Origin of the sequence: Rhodocyclus gracilis, assembly GCF_009617575.1 — a bacterium.
Lineage (GTDB): Bacteria > Pseudomonadota > Gammaproteobacteria > Burkholderiales > Rhodocyclaceae > Rhodocyclus > Rhodocyclus gracilis.
This window is the reverse complement of record NZ_WIXJ01000004.1, coordinates 208,062-226,885: the sequence shown is the minus strand read 5'-3', so window position 1 is coordinate 226,885 and position 18,824 is coordinate 208,062. Positions and strand designations below refer to the sequence as shown.

The window sequence follows — 18,824 nt, the reverse complement described above, 5'->3', positions numbered from 1 at the left end:
CACGACAAAAACGGGTACGGCGAGGTGTGGCGCTGACTGCACGATCTCTACGAGCGCTCACGGCGACCAGCGCCGTCCGTCCTCCGGCGGTACGCTCAGGAGGCGCGGGCGAGGCTGGCTTGATTCAGGGTCTTTTCTTCGATGCGTGAGTTGCGTTGCACGAGTGCTTGCACGTCGAGGATGAGCGCGACGTCGCCGGTGCCGAGGATGGTCGAGCCGCCGATGCCGCGCAGGTGGCTGAACATGCTCGACAGCGGCTTGATGACGGTCTGGAATTCGCCCATCAGCTGATCGACGACGATGCCGGCCTTTTGCCCGCCGTAATGCACGACGACGACGTTTTCGCGCGGCGGCGCGTCGTCGGGCAGTTCGAAGAGCGCGCGCAGGCGGATGAAGGGCAGCACCTCGCCGCGCAGGTTGAGAAAGTCGCGGTCGACGCCGTGGCTGTCGAGCTCGATGCACTCGACGACCATGTCGAGCGGGATGACGTAGGCGGCGCGGCCAACGCCGACCAGAAAGCCGTCGATGATGGCGAGCGTCAGCGGCAGGCGGATGGTGAAGGTGGTGCCGATGCCTTCTTCCGAGCTGACATCGATGGAGCCGCGCAGGCTCTGGATGTTGCGGCGGACGACGTCCATGCCGACGCCGCGCCCGGAGATGTTGGTGACCTGATCGGCGGTCGAAAATCCCGGCTCGAAGATTAGATTGATAACGTCCTGATCGCTTAGCGACTGCTCGGCCTGGATCAAGCCGCGCTCGATGGCCTTGCTGCGGATCTTGCTCTTCGGCAGGCCGCCGCCGTCGTCGCGCACCTGAATGACGATGCTGCCGGAGTCGTGGAAGGCATTGAGTTCGATCTGGCCGCGCACGTTCTTGCCGTTCTGGGCGCGCACGCTGGCGGCTTCGATGCCGTGGTCGACCGAATTGCGCACCAGATGCATCAGCGGGTCGCCGATCTTCTCGACGACGGATTTGTCGAGTTCGGTATCGGCGCCGTTGATGACGAGGTCGATTTCCTTGCCCAGCTCTTTGGCGACGTCGCGCACGACGCGATTGAAGCGGTTGAAGGTCTCGCCGATCTGCACCATGCGCAGTTGCAGCGCGGCGTCGCGGATGCTCTCGACGAGCCGCGACAGCACGGAGGTCGACTCGACCAGTTCGGCCTTGCCGCTGCGCCGGGCGAGGAGGTTGGCCGAGGCGCCGGCGATGACCATTTCGCCGACCAGATCGATCAGCTGGTCGAGCTTGTCGGCCTGCACGCGGATCAGGCGCGCTTCGACGGCCTTTTTGTCCTGAATGCGCGACTGCTTGCCGACGGCGGCGTCGACCAGCTCTTTTTGCACCACCTTGTTGTCGACGAGGATTTCGCCGATATGCGGCGGATTGTCTGCCGAGGCAAGCGGCGCTTCGTCGCGCTGGGCGTTGAGCCCTTCGTCAAGCTCGGCCTGCGTCAGCGCGCCGCTGCGCACGAGGATTTCGCCAAGCCGCATGTCGTCTTCCGGCAAGGCCTCGATGAGCTTGAGGTAGTCGGTAAGCTTGCTGTTCGGCGGCAGGATGCGCAGTTCGCAGTCTTCGCGCACGAAGTCGAAGACGCGCTCGATGTCGGCCTTGCTGGCGCGCGTCTGCAAGCGGATTTCAAAGCCGAGGTAGCAGGATTCGGGGTCCATCTCGGCGGCGGCCGGCATGGCGTCGCTGATCGTTTCAATCGCCAGTATTTCGCCGAGCGAGCCGAGAAAGCGCAGGAAGGAGAGCGGGTCCATGCCGCCACGCAGCACGTCGCGGCCAAAGCGCACCGAGATGTGCCAGCTGTCGGTGACGACGATGCCGCCGCCGGAGGCCATGACTTCGCCGGATTCGCTGTCCCGCAGCGAGACGGCGGTGTCGCCGGCGGCGGCGCTGGCGAGGTAGCGTTCCGACAGTTCGGCGAGCAGCGCATCGCCAGTGGCCTGATCAGCCGGGGCGGGTTCGGGCAGCCCGGCTTCGAGTACGCCGATCAGCGTCGTCAGGTGGTCGCCGCATTTCAGCAGAAGGCTGGCGAGGCCGCCGGAAACGGGGATTTCACCATTACGCAGGCGGTCGAGGACGTTCTCGACCTTGTGCATGAAGTTCTCGATGAAGTGGCACTCGACGACGCCGGAGGCGCCTTTCACCGTATGCGCGGCGCGGAAGATGGCGTTGATCAGTTCGCCGTTGCCCGGATCGTCCGGCGACTGCTCGAGCACGAGCAGGCCGGCTTCCATCTCGGCGAGTTGTTCGCGGCTTTCCTGGATGAATACGCTGGTGAGCTCGTCCATGGCGGGCCTCAGGGGGATTCGTGCGCGGGAATGACGACCGGGTCGCCGAAAAACGCCGTCAGATTGCAAAAATCGATGGTCTGCCGCACCGCCGGGCTGTGCGCGACGATGTGGAAATCCTTGCCCTGGCGCAGCGCCTCGCGCTTGGCGAGGATCAGGAGTTGCAGTCCGGCGGTGTCGATTTCGCCGGCTTGCGAGAGATCGGCTTCGACGGCGCCGGGGGCGGCCAGCGCGTCGAGCAGCAGCTGCTTTTGCGCTTCCGCGTGATAAATGGTCAGGTCGTCGATCAGAGTAATGCGGTTCGTGCCTGCCATCGCCGTCCTCCTAGAAGAGTTCGATCTTGTTGCCGCTGCCACCACCACTGCCGCCGCCCCCGGCGCTGCCGGAAGTGGGTTTGCCCGCCGTAGTCGTTATGCCGCCTTGTTGCAGGGCGTCGTTGTGCGACTGGCGCTGCGAGTCCATCACGTAACTGGCATAAATTTCGTTCAGATGCTCAGTCAGCGGCGTGAAGGTGAAGTTCGCATCTTCGGAAGCTTTCAGGCGGCGCGAGAGCATCAGGGCGTGCTCGTCGAGCCGTTCGAGCGCTTTGAGTACCTGCTCGATCTGCTGCCGGGTGATGTCCTGGAATTGCACGCTGGCGAGCGCGTCCATGAACATGCGCGCCAGATCGCCGCTTGATTCGCGGACGGTTTTCAGCACGTTCACATCGTGTTGCAGCAATTCGAGATAGCCGGAGCCGAGGACGGCAAGCTGGCCGGCGAATTCGTTGAGCGTCGCCTGCTGCGCGGTGACGTTCGAGTGCGACAGCTTTTCTTCGAACTGCTGCTGAATCGAGGAGGCGACGGCGTCGATGCCTTCCTTGATCTTGCCGACGGCGACATCGGTTTCCGAGGAAAGCTTGCGCACCTCGTCGGCGACGACGGCAAAGCCGCGCCCCGCTTCGCCGGCGCGCGCCGCCTCGATGGCGGCGTTCAGTGCCAGCAGGTTGGTTTGCCCGGAGATGTGCAGGATCAGATTGACCAGCGAGCCGAGCGACTGCGCTTCGCTGACGACCAGCGCGATGCGCTCCTGATCTTTTTTGGCTTCGCTGCTGTAGCCGCGAATGAAGGCCTCCATGTCGGCGACGAGGCTGCGGTTCTTTTCGATGCGTTCTTCCGAGTGATTGGCGATCTCGTTCGACTCTTGCGCGGTGCGGGTGACGAACTCGTCGAGGCGGGTGACGACGGTGTCGATCGATTGCAGGCGCTCGGTAATCTGATAGGCCGCCTGTTCCGTCTCGCTGATGATGCTGTTGAGCTGACCGCGCAGGACGCCGTTGAAGGCGCGCATGGTGTCGAGTTCGCGGGCGACCTCTTCGCCGACGGCTTCGACGGCGTAGATCTTGGTGATGATCTCTTTGTCGCGTACCGCCAGTCCGAACAGCATGTCGCGGAAGAAGGCGAAGGAAACAAGGCGTTGCAGCAGTTGCGCGGCGCCCAGCGCGAGGACCACGCCGACGACATGCTCGTAGTCGGGGCTCACGCCCAGCAGTGGCATCAGTGTGTTGTCGAACCAGCCGCCACTGAAGTAGACAGCGAGCGCGACAGCAACCGTGCTGAAGAGCGAAACCAGCAACAGCCGGCGGTTGACGGAGAGGAATTCCATCGCGCTAGCGAATGACGAGTTTGATGGTGTTGAGCAACTCGTCGGCGGTCGCCGGCTTGACGATCCAGCCAGACGCGCCGGCCGCTTTGGCTTCGAGTTTGCGTGACTGCTGGGATTCGGTGGTGAGGAAAAGGATCGGCAGGAACTTGTAGGCGGGCAGCTTGCGTACTTCGCGAATCAGCTCGATGCCGTTCTTGCCGGGCATGTTGAGGTCGGTGATCAGAAGATCAACCTTGATGCCGGCGGCGAATTTCTTGAGGGCTTCTTCTGCGTTACCGGCTTTTTCCGTGGCGTAACCGGCTTTGCCGAGGATGTTTGAGATGCTGAGCAGAATGGTCGCGGAATCATCGACCAGGAAAACAGTTTTCATTGCTTCCCCCATGACCTCGTTGTCGGCAACTATAGAGCAGTGCCGCAGAAAAAATACAATGCAATTAACACATTTGCATATTTTTGCTGTTTCGTGGGCTGCGACGGCGTGACGGGGAACGCTCCACCCCGTGATGCGCGGGGTAGATGTGCCCGGTCGTTGCCGGGGTGTTGCCTGACGAGGTCGTGCGCTTAGCGCGCGGGCGGACGCTTGTCGATGACTCGACGCGCTTTGCCTGCCGAGCGTTCGATGCCACCGTGCTCGACGATATCAATACGCGTCGATATCCCGATGTAAGACTTTATATGGTGCTGAAGTTCCCTTGCCGCGCGTTCCTTTTCGCTCGCGCTGGCGGAATCTAGCTCCGCTTTCATCTCGACGCAGACCTTCACCGAGTCGAGATGACCGTCGCGCGTCACTTCGATGAGGTAGTGCGGCGACAATTGTCCCTGCTTGAGGATGAGTTCCTCGACTTGCGAGGGGAAGACGTTAACCCCACGAATGATGAGCATGTCATCCGAGCGGCCGGTGATCTTGCCCATGCGCCGCATCGAGCGCGAGGAGGGGGGCAGGAGGCAGGTGAGATCGCGCGTGCGGTAGCGAATGACCGGCAGCGCTTCCTTCGACAGCGAGGTGAACACCAGCTCGCCTTCGGCGCCGTCGGGCAGCACTTCGCCAGTCAGCGGGTCGATGATTTCCGGATAGAAGTGGTCTTCCCAGATCGTCGGGCCGTCTTTCGCTTCGATGCACTCGCAGGCAACCCCCGGTCCGATGACTTCGGAGAGGCCGTAGATATCGACTGCGTCGATGCCGAGGATGCTCTCGATCTCCTGCCGCATGGCGCCGGTCCACGGCTCGGCGCCAAAGAGGCCGATGCGCAGGCTGGTCGAGGCCGGATCGATGCCCTGCCGCCGGAATTCGTCGGCGAGGTTGAGCACGTAGGAAGGCGTCACCATGATGATGTCGGGCTGGAAATCGAGAATCAGCTGCACCTGCTTCTCGCTTTGCCCGCCGGACATCGGAACCACCGTGCAGCCGAGCTTTTCGGCGCCATAGTGGGCGCCGAGTCCGCCGGTGAAGAGTCCGTAGCCGTAGGCGACGTGCACGATGTCGCCGGGGCGTCCGCCGGCGGCGTAGAGCGAGCGCGCTACCAGCGTCGCCCAGGTATCGATGTCGCGGCGCGTGTAGCCGACGACGGTCGGCTTGCCGGTGGTGCCGGAAGAAGCGTGCAGGCGGACGACTTCCTTGCGTGGCACGGCAAACATCGAGAAGGGGTAGTTGTCGCGCAGGTCCTGCTTGGTGGTGAAGGGGAATTTCTTCAGGTCGTCGAGTGTGCGCAGATCGTCGGGATGCACGCCGTGCGCGTCGAATTTTTGCCGATAGTGCGGAACGTTTTGATACGCGTGCTGGAGCGACCAGCGCAGGCGTTCGATCTGCAGCGCGGCGATTTCGTCGCGGCTGGCGGTTTCAATCGGTTCAAAAGCGTTCGTGTTGGCCGCAGCCATGATGCTCCTCTCCCTGCCTTGGGTCGTCGTTCGTCAATGATGTGGGGTGTCGGGCGGGGTGGCCGCACGGGCGGCGTGTTCGCGGGCGGCTGGGCGGCGCTTGTGGCGCGGCAGGCGCAGGTGTTCCCCGACTGGGGTGGCGCGGATGCTACCGCGACGGGCTATGCCGAGGCAATTCGAATGCCCGGAAAGTGGGGTATCGGGCGGCGTAGCGTGGCGAAATCGGTTAATCTGACTGTTTTTGTCGACTTCTCCCGTGCTCCTTCGCCAGACCCGCCTGCTCGTTTCCCATGCCCTGCCGATGCTGATCGCCCAGCTGGCCGGCATGGCCATGATGATCGTCGATACCGTTCTGCTCGGGCATTTCGGGACGGACGATCTGGCGGCCGTGGCTGTTGGCGGCGGCATCTACGTGGCGGTGCTTTTTGCGCTGGCCGGCATCGTTCAGGCGGTCGGGCCGATTGTCGCGCAGCACTATGGCGCGCGCCGCGAGGCGGCGATCGCGCCGGCCCTGCGGCAGGCGTTCTGGCTGGCGCTCTTGCTGATGCTGCCCGGCGTCGCACTGATGCTGCATCCGGGGGCGCTGCTGTCCTTGTCGCCGATTGAGCCGACGGTGGAGGCGAAAGTGCGCGCCTACCTGACGATTCTGGCTATCGGTATGCCGGCCGTGCTGATGCATCGCGCTTTCTACTCGTTCTGCAACGCAGTCGGTCAGCCGCGTGCCTTGATGACGATCAGCCTGTTTGCCGGCGCACTGCACTGTTTTCTGGCCTGGCTTCTGGTCAGCGGGCGCTGGGGCGGCGAGGGGCTCGGCGTGGTCGGCTGCGGCATCGCCAATGCTGTCGCCGGCTGGGTGGCGTTCCTGTGCGCGCTGGCCTATCTGCGGTTTGCGTCGGCGATGGCGCCGTTTCGCCTGTTCGCGCATTGGGAGTGGCCGCACTGGCCGGCCTTGCGGGAGCTGCTGCGGCTGGGGCTGCCGATGGGCTTTTCGAGTTTTGTCGAGATTTCGGCGTTCACCTTCATTGCGCTCTTCGTCGCGCAGCTGGGGGCGGCGGTGGTCGCGGCGCACCGCATCGTCGCCAATCTGGCAGCGGTGGTGTACATGCTGCCGCTGGCGCTGGCGATTGCGACGCTGGCGCAGGTCGGTCAGGCGGTCGGCGCGCGGGATGCCAGGCGCGCGCGTCTCTCCATCACGGCGGGCCTCCTGCTGGCGGGCGGCTTGTCGACGGCGCTCGGCATCATCCTGTGGCTGCTGGCGACACCGCTGGTCGAGGCTTACACCAGCGATGTGCGGGTGCAGGTGACGGCGCTGGGTCTGATCGGCTGGCTGGCGCTCTATCAGGTGTTCGACGCGGTGCAGACGATCGCCGCCTTCGCCTTGCGTGCGTACAAGATCACGCTGACGCCGATGATCGTGCACGTGCTGTGCTTCTGGGGCGTCGGTCTTGGTGGCGGCTGGTGGCTGGCGTTTCGCGGCGCGACGCCGCTCGGGGTGGCGGGCTTCTGGATCGCCTCGTTGCTCAGTCTGGTCTTCGCTGCCCTGCTGCTCGGCGGGCTGCTGTGGCGGGCGGTGGTGCGCGCGCGGCGCGAAGCCGAGCAGACGCTGATGGCGGATGGCACCGCCGTGAGCCCCCATCCGTAAGGCGGCGGCACTAAAATCGCATCCGTTTGTGCTAGCATCGCCCGCTCGCCGCGTCGCCGTCGCCGAGTTTGCTCGGGCCGCACGCGGGGGCTCCCTTGTCTTCGCCTGGATCGCTGATGCCGCTCCCTCCTCCCCCCGTCGACCGGACTCGCAAGCACGTGCGCCGCGTGGAGCTCGCGGGCTTCAAGCGTGAGGACGGCTATTGGGACATCGAGGCGCGCATCACCGACGTCAAGGATCACGATTACTTTCTGTCCTCCGGCCTGCGCCCGCAAGGCAGCCCGGTGCACGACATGTCGGTGCGCGTCACCATCGACCGGCACATGACCATCGTCGCGGCAGAAGCCTGCTCTGACGCTACTCCGTACGCCGGCTATTGCGACACCATCGCACCGGCCTACGAGCGCGTCGTCGGGCTGAATCTCTTTCGCGGTTTTCGCTCGGCGGTGAAAAGCCTCTTTGGCGACCTGCGCGGCTGTTCGCATCTCACCGAACTGCTCATGCACCTGCCAACGGCGGCCTTGCAGACGCTGGCCAGCGAGGTGCAGGACAACGCCGGGGGCGACAGCGCCCACAAACCCTTTCAGCTTGACCGCTGTCATGCACTCGATGCGCACGGCGAGGCGGTGCGCCGCTATTATCCGCGCTGGTATCTGGCGCCGGCCGCATCCACGGGCGCGGACCCTCTTCCGTCATCAGCGCCATCGTCTGCCGATGGTCCCCTCAGCGCCGGCCCCGCCGGCAACCTCAGCAACCCAAGCAAGGAAAGCGAATGAAAATCCACGAGTATCAGGGTAAGGAGATCCTGAAGAAATTCGGCGTTGTCGTTCCGCGCGGCATCTTCTGTGCGAGCGTCGACGACGCCGTCAGCGCCGCCGAGACGTTGGGCGGCAAGGTCTGGGTGGTCAAGGCGCAGATTCATGCGGGCGGTCGCGGCAAGGGCGGCGGCGTCAAGCTGGCGCGTTCGCTGGACGACGTTCGCCAACTCGCCGGCGAGATTCTCGGCATGCAACTGGTGACGCACCAGACCGGCCCGGAAGGCCAGAAGGTCCGCCGCCTGCTGATCGAGGAAGGCGCCGACATCAAGAAGGAATACTACGTTGCCGCGCTGACCGACCGTGCCACGCAGAAGGTCGCCATCATGGCCTCGTCGGAAGGCGGCATGGACATCGAGGAAGTCGCGCACGCGACGCCCGAGAAGATCATCAAGGTCTTCGTCGATCCGGCCGCCGGCGTCACTGATGCGCAGGCGCTTGAACTGGCGCGCGGCATCGGCGTGCCGGAGGCCTCGCTGCCGCAGGCCATCGACACCTTCAAGAAGCTCTATACCTGCTACATGGAGACCGATGCCTCGCTCGCCGAGATCAATCCGCTGATTCTCGAAGGCAATGGCACGATCAAGGCGCTCGACGCCAAGTTCAACTTCGACGCCAACGCGCTCTTCCGTCACCCCGAAATCGTCGCCTATCGCGACCTCGACGAAGAGGACGCCGACGAAATCGAAGCCTCCAAGTTCGACCTCGCCTACATCTCGCTCGACGGCAACATCGGCTGTCTGGTCAACGGCGCCGGGCTGGCCATGGCGACGATGGACACGATCAAGCTCTTCGGCGCCGAGCCGGCCAACTTTCTTGACGTCGGCGGCGGCGCGACGGCCGAGAAGGTCACCGAAGCGTTCAAGATCATGCTCAAGAACCCCAAGGTGAAGGGCATTCTGGTCAACATCTTCGGCGGCATCATGCGCTGCGACACCATCGCCAACGGCGTCGTCGTTGCCGCGCGCGAGGTGAAACTCGCCGTGCCGCTGGTGGTGCGCATGAAGGGCACCAACGAAGAGCTGGGCCGCCAGATCCTGAAGGATTCGGGCCTGCCGATCATTTCTGCCGACACGATGGCCGATGCGGCCGAGAAGATCGTCGCCGCCGTCAAATAAGGAGAGCCCTCGCATGTCCATCCTCATCAACAAAGACACCCGCGTCATCACGCAGGGCATCACCGGCAAGACCGGCCAGTTCCACACCGAGAAGTGCCAGGAATACGCCAACGGCAAGAACTGTTTCGTGGCCGGCGTCAATCCGAAAAAGGCCGGCGAATCGATCTTCGGCATCCCCATCTACGGCACGGTGAAGGAAGCCGCCGCCGAAACCGGCGCCACCGTCTCGGTCATCTACGTGCCGCCGGCCGGCGCTGCCGACGCGATCTGGGAAGCCTGCGAGGCCGACCTCGATCTGGCGATCTGCATCACCGAAGGCATCCCCGTGCGCGACATGCTGATCGTGCGCAACCGCATGAAGGCGAAGGTCGCCGCCGGCGGCAAGGAAACACTGCTGCTCGGCCCCAACTGCCCCGGCCTGATCACGCCGGACGAAATCAAGATCGGCATCATGCCCGGCCACATCCACAAGAAGGGCCGCATCGGCGTCGTTTCGCGCTCGGGCACGCTGACCTACGAAGCCGTCGGTCAGCTCACCGAGATCGGCCTCGGCCAGTCGTCGGCGGTCGGTATCGGCGGCGATCCGATCAACGGTCTCAAGCACATCGACGTCATGAAGATGTTCAACGACGACCCCGACACCGACGCGGTGATCATGATCGGTGAAATCGGTGGCCCCGACGAAGCCGACGCTGCACGCTGGTGCAAGGAACACATGAAGAAGCCAGTAGTAGGTTTCATCGCCGGCGTCACCGCGCCGGCCGGCAAGCGCATGGGCCACGCCGGTGCGCTGATTTCCGGTGGCGCCGACACGGCCGATGCGAAGCTGGCGGTGATGGAAGAGTGCGGTTTCAAAGTCACCCGCAATCCGTCGGAAATGGGGCGCCTGCTCAAGGCTCTGCTCTGATCACAGGTACGCTGTAGCCAAAAGGCGGACGCGAGTCCGCCTTTTTTTCGGCCGCGATTTGCGTGGGGGCTGTCTTGCACCGCCGCCTCTTGCTTGTTGCAGCGGTGCTTGGGCTCGCGTCGCGGCCGGTGTTGTCACCGAACCGAGGTCGAGCGGTTTTGACATCCCCTGTAGAATCGCGGCCATCGAATTTTCACCGCGGCGCCACGGCGCTTTCTTGGCGACTGCCCCATGCTTGAAATGATCAACGCGCCCGGCTTCTGGGCGGCTGTGCTGCAAATCATCCTCATCGATGTCGTTCTCTCCGGCGACAACGCGGTGGTGATTGCGCTCGCCTGCCGCAATCTGCCGCCGCAACAGCGCCGCCTCGGCATCCTCTGGGGCGTTTCCGGCGCGGTGACGCTGCGTATTCTGCTCACCTTCTTCGCCGTCGGCCTGCTCGGCTTTCCGGGGCTGAAGATCGCGGGCGGCTTCTTGCTGCTGTGGATCGGTATCCAGCTGCTGCTGCCGGATGACGACGAGCAGGAAATCACGCCGGCCGATCATCTTTTCGGCGCCGTGCGCACGATCATCCTCGCCGATCTGGTGATGAGCCTCGATAACGTCGTCGGTGTGGCCGCCGCGGCCAAGGACAATGTCTATCTGCTGATATTCGGGCTGGCTGTCAGCATCCCGCTGATCGTCGGCTCCAGTCAGCTGATCATGTCGCTGATGGGGCGCTTTCCGTGGATCGTGCTGGGTGGCGCCGGTCTGCTCGGCTGGGTGGCGGGCGAAATGCTCGTCGCCGATACGCTCTGGAAAGCCTGGCTGACGGCGACGGCGCCCTGGGCCAATCACCTCATTCCCGCGCTTGGCGCCCTGCTCGTGATCAGCGTCGGCTCCTGGCTGGCGCGGCGTTCGCTGGTTGCTGCACGGGCGGGCCGCTCGGCGAGCGAAGGCGCCGACTAGGGCTTGTCGTGGCGGGCGCCGCCGTTCTCGTTCAGGGCAGGTAGTCGGGGCCGATGACGGCGCGCAGCACGGTCTGCGTTTCGCCGCGTCGCACGCGATTGCTGAACCACCACACACTGCCTTTTTTCACCGACCAGTCGGCCTCCTGTCCGCCCAACAGCAAGGCGGCGACGCGGCCGAGCGTCGGCTGATGGCCGACGACGAGGACGGCGCGCCGGGCGTGCGTCGGCGAGTGCCGGACGGCAGTGGTCGTGCTTCCGTCGTCGCTGTCGTCCATCTCGTCGCCGTCGGCCCAGCCTGTGGCGGCGAGCAGTTCGCAGACATCCGCGCCCGGCCGCAGGCGTTCGTCGGTGACGAAGGGCTGCTTGAGCGCCGCTGCCGTTTGTTGCGCCCGCACGGCGGGGCTGACGAGGACTGCCAGCCGCTTCGGTGCGTGCGCATGCAGCCAGTCAGCCATCTGTTGCGCCTGTGCCTCGCCGCGTGCGGTGAGCGGTCGTTGCAGATCGGGCAGGCCATCTTCGGCGTCGGCGTGGCGCCAGAGCAGTAAATCCATGGTGTTTGCTTCGCGGTAAAGACGTCAGCCTTTTTTCCAGGGCGGTGGCTGGCTGACAAAGGCGGCGATGGCGTCGTCGATTTCGCGCGCCATCAGCTCGTCGCGGCCGGCCAGCCAGCCGCTGGCGATCTGGCTGTGCGCGCTGGCCGGTGCGCTGGCCAGCAACTCGTTGGCGACCGACAGGTCGTTCATGTGGCCGAGCAGATCCTGCAGGCGTGCGGCGGAGAGCAGGTAACGCTCGAGCTTGCGGCCGGGGAAGAGCAGCGCGAAGAACTCGACGGCGTAGCGCAGTCGCTTCAATCCGACGCGCAGGCGGTGGCGGGCGGGCGCGTCGGCGCCCAGTGCGGCGGTCGCCAGCCGGCCGACGCTGCGCGCGCGTTTGTTCAGACAGTCCTGGGCGAACGCCTTGAGCGACGATGCTTCACCGTCGGACAGGGCGAGCAGCGCGGCCGTCGAATCGAGCAGCAGACGGCCGTATTCGGGCGAGCTTAGGGCCGCGCGGGCGGCTTTGCGGCTGGCGTTACGGCGCAGGCTGGCGAAACGTTGCAGACGCGCCGACGCCGCGCAGTCGGGGAAGCGGGCGAGCAGCGGTGGCAGCGTTTCGGTGACGAAGACATCCCAGTTGCGCGCTTCGCCAAGCTCGATGGCGAGCGTGCGCCAGCGCGCGTCGAAGGCGGCGAGGGTGTCGGCCGGCAGCAGGGGCCGCCAGACGCGCAGCGCCGAGCGCAGGCGGCGGATGGCGACGCGCGACTGATGGACGAACTCCGGCGCATCGCTCTCGCGTACGCCGCGCTCGTTGCCTTGCAGGTGTTCGAGGCAGGCCAGCGCAACCTGGCGGAAGGCCGCGAGGCTGCCGCTGTCGGGGGCAAGCGCAATCGCCCGCGATTTCGTTGCCTTGTGTGGCGTGCCGAGAAACAGGCGGTAGCCGCGTTCGGCCTTGCTGGCGGCTTCGGGGTGCAGCGGCAGGGTTTCCTGCAAGGTGTGCGCCAGCGCGAAGAGGTCGGCGACCGTGCCTTCGAGGAGTTCGAGTTCGACCTCGCAGATCGCTTCCTGGCGCTCGCCCGCACGAATCTGCCCCCGATCGAAGGCCAGTTCGATGCGCGCGCCGGGGCGTGGCTCGATGATCCACAGACGCCGCGTGAAGTCGGTGCTGAACACCGGTTGCAGATCGGCCCGCACGGATTCCAGCTGCTGCCGTAACCCGGCATCGTCGACCGCAGAGAAATCGAAGCTGCCGGGTAACCCCGGTGTTTCCCATTCGTTGCGCTGCGCCAGTCCGCCGACGGCGGGTGCGGCACACTTGACCGTCAGCCAGTACTGCCAGCCGCGCTGGCGGTAGCGGACGGCGACGCGGGCGGCCAGGAGCGTCAGCGTGGCGGTGTCGTAGTAGGTGTTGGCAAGCCGTTGTCGCTGCGGTGCGTGGCCGGCGAGCACGGGGTGGCGGAGGAGTTGGCCGGCACTGCGCGCGGGCAGTGATAGCTTGATTTCGGTCTCAATTGGCATGGTGCCGATTGTAACCAGATGCGCCCTCGGGAAGTCACCTCGCGCAGATGACAAAAATGCGTTTTTGCCCGGCAGGGAGCCTCATTCCTCGTAGGTGCGCAGGCCGTGGATATCGGTGATGCGGATATCGCGGCCGGCCACGTCGATGAGGCCTTTTTGCGAGAACTCCTGCAGGATGCGCGAGAAGTGTTCGTGCGTGAGGTTGAGGCGCGAGGCGATGACGCCTTTTTGCGTCGGTAGCGTGATGGTCGTCGTCTGCCCCGTTTCCCCCTCGCTCTCCGGCACGTCGCGCAGCAGATAGCCGATGATGCGCTGGCGCGCCGATTGCAGGGAAAACGCTTCGACATCGCTGATGACCTGATGCAGGCGCTGCGACAGGCCGGCAATCATCTTGCGCGCGAGCTGCGGGTCGCGTTCCATCTCTTCGAGAATCGCCGTCTTGGCAATGTGCAGCAGCAATGAGTCCGCCAGCGCCTGCGCGTAGACGATGTAGGGGCGATCCATGAACATCACCGCTTCGCCGAAGGTCTGCCCCTGGCCGAGGATTTCGACGACCTTCTCGCCGCCTTGCGGTGAGGTGAAGGCGAGCTTGACCTGCCCGTAGACCACCAGATGCATGCCTGTCGGCTGGTCGCCCTTGTGGAAGAGCAGTTCGCCGCGCGGTGCGGCGATGTCACGCGTACCGCGCGCCAGACGCGCGATTTCGTCAGCGGACAGGCTTTTGAAGAGAGGTACGTGCGAGAGCAGCGCCTCGATGTTGATGGCGGGACGGTTTCCGTGCATGCGGGTCTGGGTGGCGAGAGAGGTGAGTAGTGGCGTGAAGGGGCGGGCGGGGTGTGACGGGTGGGGCGATCAGCAAGCGTTGCGAGGTCGCGGCGAGTGGAATGAGTGGGAGGGAGAGGCTGGGCCAACGCGCCAGCGGTGCGCCTTGTGGCGACGGGCCTTGGTGCTGCGTCCGCCGCGCTGCCTTCATCGTCGCATTCCTCGCCGCTGGCGGCAAGAAAGGCGCGGCGTGCTGGCTGGCTCTTCGCTGGCCTCGTCGCTGCTGGCAGGCGAGTGCAGGGCCGGGCAGCGGGTCGGGAGCGTTGCCAAGCGATTGGCCGAGAAGGAGTAACGGCGCCCGCGGCGGGTGGGCGAATCTCTGAAGGTGTGGGCAGGGTCGTCGTATAATCGGCCACCTTAAAACCGAGTGCTTGCCTCTTATGCCCGACACGGATCTTTCCCGGTTGACCATTGACCGCCGTCCCGGAACGGCGCGCCGCCGACGCAATTATCGGCCGTGGGCAATCGGTGCGGCAGTGTTGCTGGCCGTGGCGTTTGCGGTCGCGCATCTGAACGGCGAGAAAGTCGTCGAAACGGTGAGTGTGACGACCGCCTACCCCTATCAGTCGGTGACGTTGCTCAATGCCGCCGGTTACGTCGTTGCCCAGCGCAAGGCCTCGGTGGCGTCAAAAGCGACCGGCCGGCTGGAGTGGCTGGGCGTGGTCGAAGGCAGTCGCGTCAAACAGGGCGATGTCATCGCCCGTGTTGAAAATCGCGACATGGTGGCGCAGGTCGATCAGGCGGCGGCGAACGTCGTGTCGGCGCGTGCCGAGGTGGCCGACGCCGAGCGTGCCTTTGTCCGCTCGCGCGATCTGGCGGCCAAGAATTATGTCTCCAGTTCAGCGCTCGATTCGGCGCAGGCCCGCCTCGACAAGGCGCGCGCTGCGCTGGCAGTGGCGCAGGCCAATCAGCGGGCGGCGCAGGTGTCGGTCGATCAGACGCTGATTCGCGCCCCCTTCGACGGCGTCGTCCTCACCAAATCGGCCAATGTCGGCGATGTCATCACGCCGTTCTCGTCGGCGTCCGAAAGCAAGGGCGCTGTCGTTACCATGGCCGACATGGAAACGCTGGAAGTCGAGGCCGACGTCTCGGAAGTCAATCTGTCGAAGATTCGCGTCGGCCAGCCGTGCGAAATTCAGCTGGATGCCTTCCCCGATCAGCGGCTGCGCGGTGTCGTCAGCCGCACCGTGCCGACCGTCGACCGCAGCAAGGCGACGGTGCTGGTGAAGGTGCGTTTCGTCGATCGTGACGCCGCCGTGCTGCCGGAAATGAGCGCCAAAGTGGCCTTCCTCGACAAGGAACCGGCGGCAGAGGACCGGCAGGCGCTCGTTGCCGTCAGCCAGGAGGCCGTCGTTTCGCGCAATGGGCAGTCGCAGGTATTCACGATTGTCGACGGCCGGGTGCGGCCGCTACCGGTGACGACGGGGCGCAAGATCAACGATCTCGTTGCCGTCACGGGCGTCAAATCCGGCGACAAGGTGATCGTCCGTCCGCCGGAAAGCCTGCACGACGGCGATCGCGTCCGCGTGGAGCAAAAGTGAGCGACGCGCTCGTCAGCCTGCGCAATATCGTCAAGACCTATCGCCGCGGCCAGCAGATCGTGCCGGTGCTGGCCGGCGTGAGTTTTGACATCGAGGCCGGGGCTTTTCTTGCCCTGATGGGGCCGTCGGGCTCCGGCAAAAGCACCCTGCTCAATCTCATCGCCGGCATCGATCGCCCGGATTCCGGCCAGTTGATCGTCGCCGGTGAGGAAATCGGCAACCTCGACGAGGCGGATCTCGCCGACTGGCGCGCCCGCAACGTCGGCTTCATCTTTCAGTTCTACAACCTGATGCCCGTGTTGTCGGCGCTGGAAAACGTCGAATTGCCGTTGTTGCTCAAAGACATGCCGCGTCGCGAGCGGACCGAGCGCGCGCGTCTGGCACTGGAGATGGTCGGCCTTGCCGACCGCGCCGATCACGCGCCGTCGGAGCTCTCCGGCGGTCAGCAGCAGCGCGTCGCCATTGCCCGTGCGCTGATCACCGATCCGACGCTGATCGTCGCCGATGAGCCGACCGGCGACCTCGACCGCGAATCGGCCAACGACATCCTGCGTCTGATGCAGCGCCTGAATGACGAAATCGGCAAGACGATCATCATGGTCACGCACGACAGCCGCGCCGCCGGCCACGCGCACGCCATCATGCATCTGGAGAAAGGCGAGTTGTCCGGGCGTGAGGATGTCCGTGCCTGAGCGCGCCCTGCGGCCGGCTGCGCCGCGCCTTCGCGGCGGCTGATAGCGCATGCTGCTGGCGCTGATTTTCCGCAACGCCTTCCGGCATCGTCTGCGCACCCTGCTGACGATGGTCGGGCTGGCCGTGGCCATTCTTGCCTACGGCCTGCTGTCGACGGTCATCAGCGCCTGGTACGCCGGCGCCGACGGGGCGTCGGGGGCGCGGCTGATCACGCGCAATTCGATTTCGCTCGTTTTCCCGCTGCCGATCACCTACCGCGAAAAAATCCGGCAGATCGACGGCGTGCGCGCGATCACGCTCGCCAACTGGTTCGGCGGCGTCTACAAGGAGCCGAAGAACTTCTTTCCGCAGTTCGCCATTGAGCCGGAAAGCTACCTCAACATCTATTCCGAGTTCCGGCTGACGGACGAGGAGCGGCGCGAATTCCTGCGCGATCGCAAGGGCTGCATCGTTGGCGCCAAGCTGGCGCGTACCTACGGCTTCAAGGTCGGCGACACGATTACCTTGCAAGGGCGGGTTTTTCCGGGCAACTGGGATTTCGTCATCCGTGGCATCTATACCGGACGCGACGCCAAGACCGACGTTTCGCAGATGCTCTTTCACTGGGACTATCTCAACGAGACGCTGAAGAAGCGCTGGCCGGGCCGCGCCAACGAGGTCGGCGTCTATGTTGTCGATATCGGCGATTCCGCCCGCGCCGCCGAGATCAGCCGCGCCATCGACATCCAGTTCAAGAACAGCAACGCGGAAACCCTGACGGAGACGGATCGCGCCTTCCAGTTGGGTTTCGTTTCGCGCACCGAGTCGATCGTCGTTGCCATCCGCCTCGTTTCGTACGTCGTCATCTTCATCATCCTCGCCGTGATGGCCAACACCATGGCGATGACGGTGCGCGAGCGGACGGCGGAGTATGCGACGCTGAAGGCGCTGGGCTTCTCGCCGCTGTTCGTCATTCTGCTCATCTACGGCGAATCGCTCGCCATTGCCGCCATTGGCGGTGGCGTCGGCATCGCTGCGACCTTCCCCGTCGCCGCGCTGTTTGCCAAGACGCTCGGCAAGTTCTTCCCGGTCTTTGATGTTTCGTCCACGACGGTCGGCTTGCAGATGCTGTGGGCCTTGCTGGTCGGTCTGATCTCCGCCTTCTTCCCGGCACGGCGGGCGGCGCGGGTGAAGATCGTCGACGGTTTGCGGAGCATCGGCTGATGCAGATTCCGCTCGCCTATTCGCTGCGCAACCTGCGCACCCGCGTGATGACGACGGCGTTGACGGCCGGCGGCATGGCGCTGGTGGTCTTCGTTTTCGCCGCCGTGCTGATGCTCGACGAGGGCCTGAAACGCACGCTGGTCGACACCGGCGAACCCGATAACGTGGTCGTCACGCGTCGTGCGTCGGGCAGCGAGGTGCAAAGCGCCGTCGAGCGCGTTCCTGCCGCCATCGTCGAAAGCCTGCCGCAGGTCGCCATGGGCGGCGCCGGCGAGCGCCTGATCTCGAAAGAGTCGGTGGTGCTCATCACGCTCAACAAGCGCGGCCGCGAGGGCGAACTCGACAAGCCGTCGAACGTGATCATCCGCGGTGTCGACGCCATGGGCTTCACGCTGCGCCCGCAAGTGAAGATCGTCGCCGGGCGGATGTTTCATCCCGGCGTTGCCGAGATCGTCGTCGCCCGTGGCGTCGCCGAGCGCTTCGAGAATGCCGGGCTCGGCGATTCGCTGCGCTTTGGCGGGCGCGAGTGGGCCATCGTGGGTCTTTTCGACGCCGGCCAGTCGGGCTTCGACTCGGAAATCTGGGGCGACGCCGACCAGTTGATGCAAGCCTTCCGGCGGCCGGTGTTTTCGTCGCTGATCTTTCGCCTGACCGATCCGTCGCAGTTCGACGCGGCCAAGGAGGCCATCGAAAGCGATCCGCGTCTGATGCTCGAGGCCAAGCGCGAGCGCGTCTTTTATACCGAGCAGTCGGAAACGCTGGCCACCTTCATCCGCATCCTCGGCCTGTCGTTGTCGGTGATTTTCTCCATCGGCGCCATCATCGGCGCAATGATCACCATGTACGCCGCCGTCGCCAGCCGCACCGCCGAAATCGGTACGCTGCGCGCCATCGGCTTTCGCCGGCGCAGCATCCTGCTCGCCTTCCTGCTCGAATCGCTGCTGCTCTCCTTGCTCGGCGGCCTCGTCGGGCTGGCGGCTGCGTCGTGCATGCAGCTGATCAGCCTGTCGACGACGAACTTCCAGTCCTTTGCCGAACTCGCGTTTACCTTCGAGCTGACGCCTCGGGTTGTCGTCAAGAGCCTGCTTTTTGCGCTCTTCATGGGCTTCATTGGCGGTGTATTGCCGGCAGCGCGGGCCGCGCGCATGAATATCGTCGACGCGTTGCGCGCCGCCTGAGACTCGCCGCTCGCCGCGAGTTGCCCGACGGCGGCGCTATACTCAAACCATCCTGCCGCGTTTCGTCCGGCCCATTACACGGAGAACT

Annotated in this window: 17 protein-coding genes; 9 read left to right on the top strand and 8 right to left on the bottom strand. The window is 64.9% G+C overall.

What is annotated here, in order from left to right:
- Positions 1-95: 95 nt before the first annotated feature.
- From GHK24_RS08245 to paaK, 5 genes are all read right to left on the bottom strand, one after another.
- The gene (locus GHK24_RS08245) at positions 96-2,294 is read right to left on the bottom strand and encodes a chemotaxis protein CheA (RefSeq protein WP_153471867.1); all 2,199 of its coding nucleotides are present in this window, start codon (positions 2,292-2,294) and stop codon (positions 96-98) included.
- Between the two features lie 8 nt (positions 2,295-2,302).
- Complete coding sequence (locus GHK24_RS08240) at positions 2,303-2,608, bottom strand: STAS domain-containing protein (protein ID WP_153471864.1); 306 nt, start codon at positions 2,606-2,608, stop codon at positions 2,303-2,305.
- Positions 2,609-2,618: 10 nt separating this feature from the next.
- Complete coding sequence (locus tag GHK24_RS08235) at positions 2,619-3,938, bottom strand: methyl-accepting chemotaxis protein (protein ID WP_153471861.1); 1,320 nt, start codon at positions 3,936-3,938, stop codon at positions 2,619-2,621.
- 4 nt (positions 3,939-3,942) lie between these two features.
- Positions 3,943-4,308 carry a response regulator gene (locus tag GHK24_RS08230; RefSeq protein WP_153471858.1) on the bottom strand — a complete coding sequence of 122 codons (366 nt, stop codon included), beginning with the start codon at positions 4,306-4,308 and terminating at the stop codon, positions 3,943-3,945.
- A gap of 191 nt (positions 4,309-4,499) precedes the next feature.
- The gene (paaK, locus tag GHK24_RS08225) at positions 4,500-5,813 is read right to left on the bottom strand and encodes a phenylacetate--CoA ligase PaaK (protein WP_153471855.1); all 1,314 of its coding nucleotides are present in this window, start codon (positions 5,811-5,813) and stop codon (positions 4,500-4,502) included.
- A gap of 256 nt (positions 5,814-6,069) precedes the next feature.
- On the opposite strand from paaK, the gene GHK24_RS08220 reads away from it, so the two are divergent.
- The 5 genes from GHK24_RS08220 (at position 6,070) to GHK24_RS08200 (ending at position 11,243) form a co-directional block, all read left to right on the top strand.
- Positions 6,070-7,455 carry an MATE family efflux transporter gene (locus GHK24_RS08220; RefSeq protein WP_340666143.1) on the top strand — a complete coding sequence of 462 codons (1,386 nt, stop codon included), beginning with the start codon at positions 6,070-6,072 and terminating at the stop codon, positions 7,453-7,455.
- A 116-nt stretch (positions 7,456-7,571) separates the two neighbouring features.
- Complete coding sequence (locus GHK24_RS08215; protein ID WP_153471852.1) at positions 7,572-8,231, top strand: DUF2889 domain-containing protein; 660 nt, start codon at positions 7,572-7,574, stop codon at positions 8,229-8,231.
- Complete coding sequence (gene sucC, locus GHK24_RS08210) at positions 8,228-9,388, top strand: ADP-forming succinate--CoA ligase subunit beta (protein WP_153471848.1); 1,161 nt, start codon at positions 8,228-8,230, stop codon at positions 9,386-9,388. The genes GHK24_RS08215 and sucC overlap by 4 nt, the downstream gene beginning before the upstream one ends.
- A gap of 13 nt (positions 9,389-9,401) precedes the next feature.
- Entirely contained in the window at positions 9,402-10,295 is an 894-nt protein-coding gene (sucD, locus tag GHK24_RS08205) for a succinate--CoA ligase subunit alpha (RefSeq protein ID WP_153471846.1), read from the top strand.
- 231 nt (positions 10,296-10,526) lie between these two features.
- Positions 10,527-11,243: a TerC family protein gene (locus GHK24_RS08200; protein ID WP_153471843.1), complete on the top strand. Its 717-nt coding sequence runs from the start codon at positions 10,527-10,529 to the stop codon at positions 11,241-11,243.
- A gap of 31 nt (positions 11,244-11,274) precedes the next feature.
- Here GHK24_RS08200 and GHK24_RS08195 read toward each other — a convergent pair whose 3' ends face one another.
- From GHK24_RS08195 to GHK24_RS08185, 3 genes are all read right to left on the bottom strand, one after another.
- Complete coding sequence (locus tag GHK24_RS08195; protein ID WP_153471841.1) at positions 11,275-11,796, bottom strand: SixA phosphatase family protein; 522 nt, start codon at positions 11,794-11,796, stop codon at positions 11,275-11,277.
- Between the two features lie 24 nt (positions 11,797-11,820).
- Positions 11,821-13,299, bottom strand: a complete 1,479-nt coding sequence (locus tag GHK24_RS08190; protein ID WP_153471839.1) for a CYTH and CHAD domain-containing protein — start codon at positions 13,297-13,299, stop codon at positions 11,821-11,823.
- 81 nt (positions 13,300-13,380) lie between these two features.
- Positions 13,381-14,082: a Crp/Fnr family transcriptional regulator gene (locus tag GHK24_RS08185; protein WP_153471837.1), complete on the bottom strand. Its 702-nt coding sequence runs from the start codon at positions 14,080-14,082 to the stop codon at positions 13,381-13,383.
- Between the two features lie 443 nt (positions 14,083-14,525).
- Here GHK24_RS08185 and GHK24_RS08180 point away from each other — a divergent pair, with 443 nt between their 5' ends.
- From GHK24_RS08180 to GHK24_RS08165, 4 genes are read left to right on the top strand one after another with little or no spacing between them, the layout of a single operon-like run.
- Positions 14,526-15,662 (top strand): efflux RND transporter periplasmic adaptor subunit, encoded by a 1,137-nt coding sequence (locus GHK24_RS08180; RefSeq protein WP_228384608.1) that lies wholly within the window; start codon positions 14,526-14,528, stop codon positions 15,660-15,662.
- Positions 15,659-16,354, top strand: coding sequence for an ATP-binding cassette domain-containing protein (locus GHK24_RS08175; protein WP_167681477.1), 696 nt, complete (start codon positions 15,659-15,661; stop codon positions 16,352-16,354). The genes GHK24_RS08180 and GHK24_RS08175 overlap by 4 nt, the downstream gene beginning before the upstream one ends.
- Before the next feature lie 49 nt (positions 16,355-16,403).
- Positions 16,404-17,558, top strand: a complete 1,155-nt coding sequence (locus GHK24_RS08170; protein WP_153471832.1) for an ABC transporter permease — start codon at positions 16,404-16,406, stop codon at positions 17,556-17,558.
- Positions 17,558-18,736 carry an ABC transporter permease gene (locus GHK24_RS08165; protein WP_153471830.1) on the top strand — a complete coding sequence of 393 codons (1,179 nt, stop codon included), beginning with the start codon at positions 17,558-17,560 and terminating at the stop codon, positions 18,734-18,736. Before GHK24_RS08170 ends, GHK24_RS08165 begins: the two co-directional genes overlap by 1 nt.
- The last annotated feature ends 88 nt before the right edge of the window (positions 18,737-18,824 follow it).

Coding starts and splice junctions, on each gene's coding strand:
- GHK24_RS08245 (WP_153471867.1), bottom strand. CDS start 2,294: ATGGACGAGCTCACCAGCGTATTCATCCAGGAAAGCCGCGAACAACTC.
- GHK24_RS08165 (WP_153471830.1), top strand. CDS start 17,558: ATGCAGATTCCGCTCGCCTATTCGCTGCGCAACCTGCGCACCCGCGTG.
- GHK24_RS08185 (WP_153471837.1), bottom strand. CDS start 14,082: ATGCACGGAAACCGTCCCGCCATCAACATCGAGGCGCTGCTCTCGCAC.
- GHK24_RS08240 (WP_153471864.1), bottom strand. CDS start 2,608: ATGGCAGGCACGAACCGCATTACTCTGATCGACGACCTGACCATTTAT.
- GHK24_RS08200 (WP_153471843.1), top strand. CDS start 10,527: ATGCTTGAAATGATCAACGCGCCCGGCTTCTGGGCGGCTGTGCTGCAA.
- GHK24_RS08230 (WP_153471858.1), bottom strand. CDS start 4,308: ATGAAAACTGTTTTCCTGGTCGATGATTCCGCGACCATTCTGCTCAGC.
- GHK24_RS08190 (WP_153471839.1), bottom strand. CDS start 13,299: ATGCCAATTGAGACCGAAATCAAGCTATCACTGCCCGCGCGCAGTGCC.
- GHK24_RS08235 (WP_153471861.1), bottom strand. CDS start 3,938: ATGGAATTCCTCTCCGTCAACCGCCGGCTGTTGCTGGTTTCGCTCTTC.
- paaK (WP_153471855.1), bottom strand. CDS start 5,813: ATGGCTGCGGCCAACACGAACGCTTTTGAACCGATTGAAACCGCCAGC.
- GHK24_RS08215 (WP_153471852.1), top strand. CDS start 7,572: ATGCCGCTCCCTCCTCCCCCCGTCGACCGGACTCGCAAGCACGTGCGC.
- GHK24_RS08195 (WP_153471841.1), bottom strand. CDS start 11,796: ATGGATTTACTGCTCTGGCGCCACGCCGACGCCGAAGATGGCCTGCCC.
- sucC (WP_153471848.1), top strand. CDS start 8,228: ATGAAAATCCACGAGTATCAGGGTAAGGAGATCCTGAAGAAATTCGGC.
- sucD (WP_153471846.1), top strand. CDS start 9,402: ATGTCCATCCTCATCAACAAAGACACCCGCGTCATCACGCAGGGCATC.
- GHK24_RS08170 (WP_153471832.1), top strand. CDS start 16,404: ATGCTGCTGGCGCTGATTTTCCGCAACGCCTTCCGGCATCGTCTGCGC.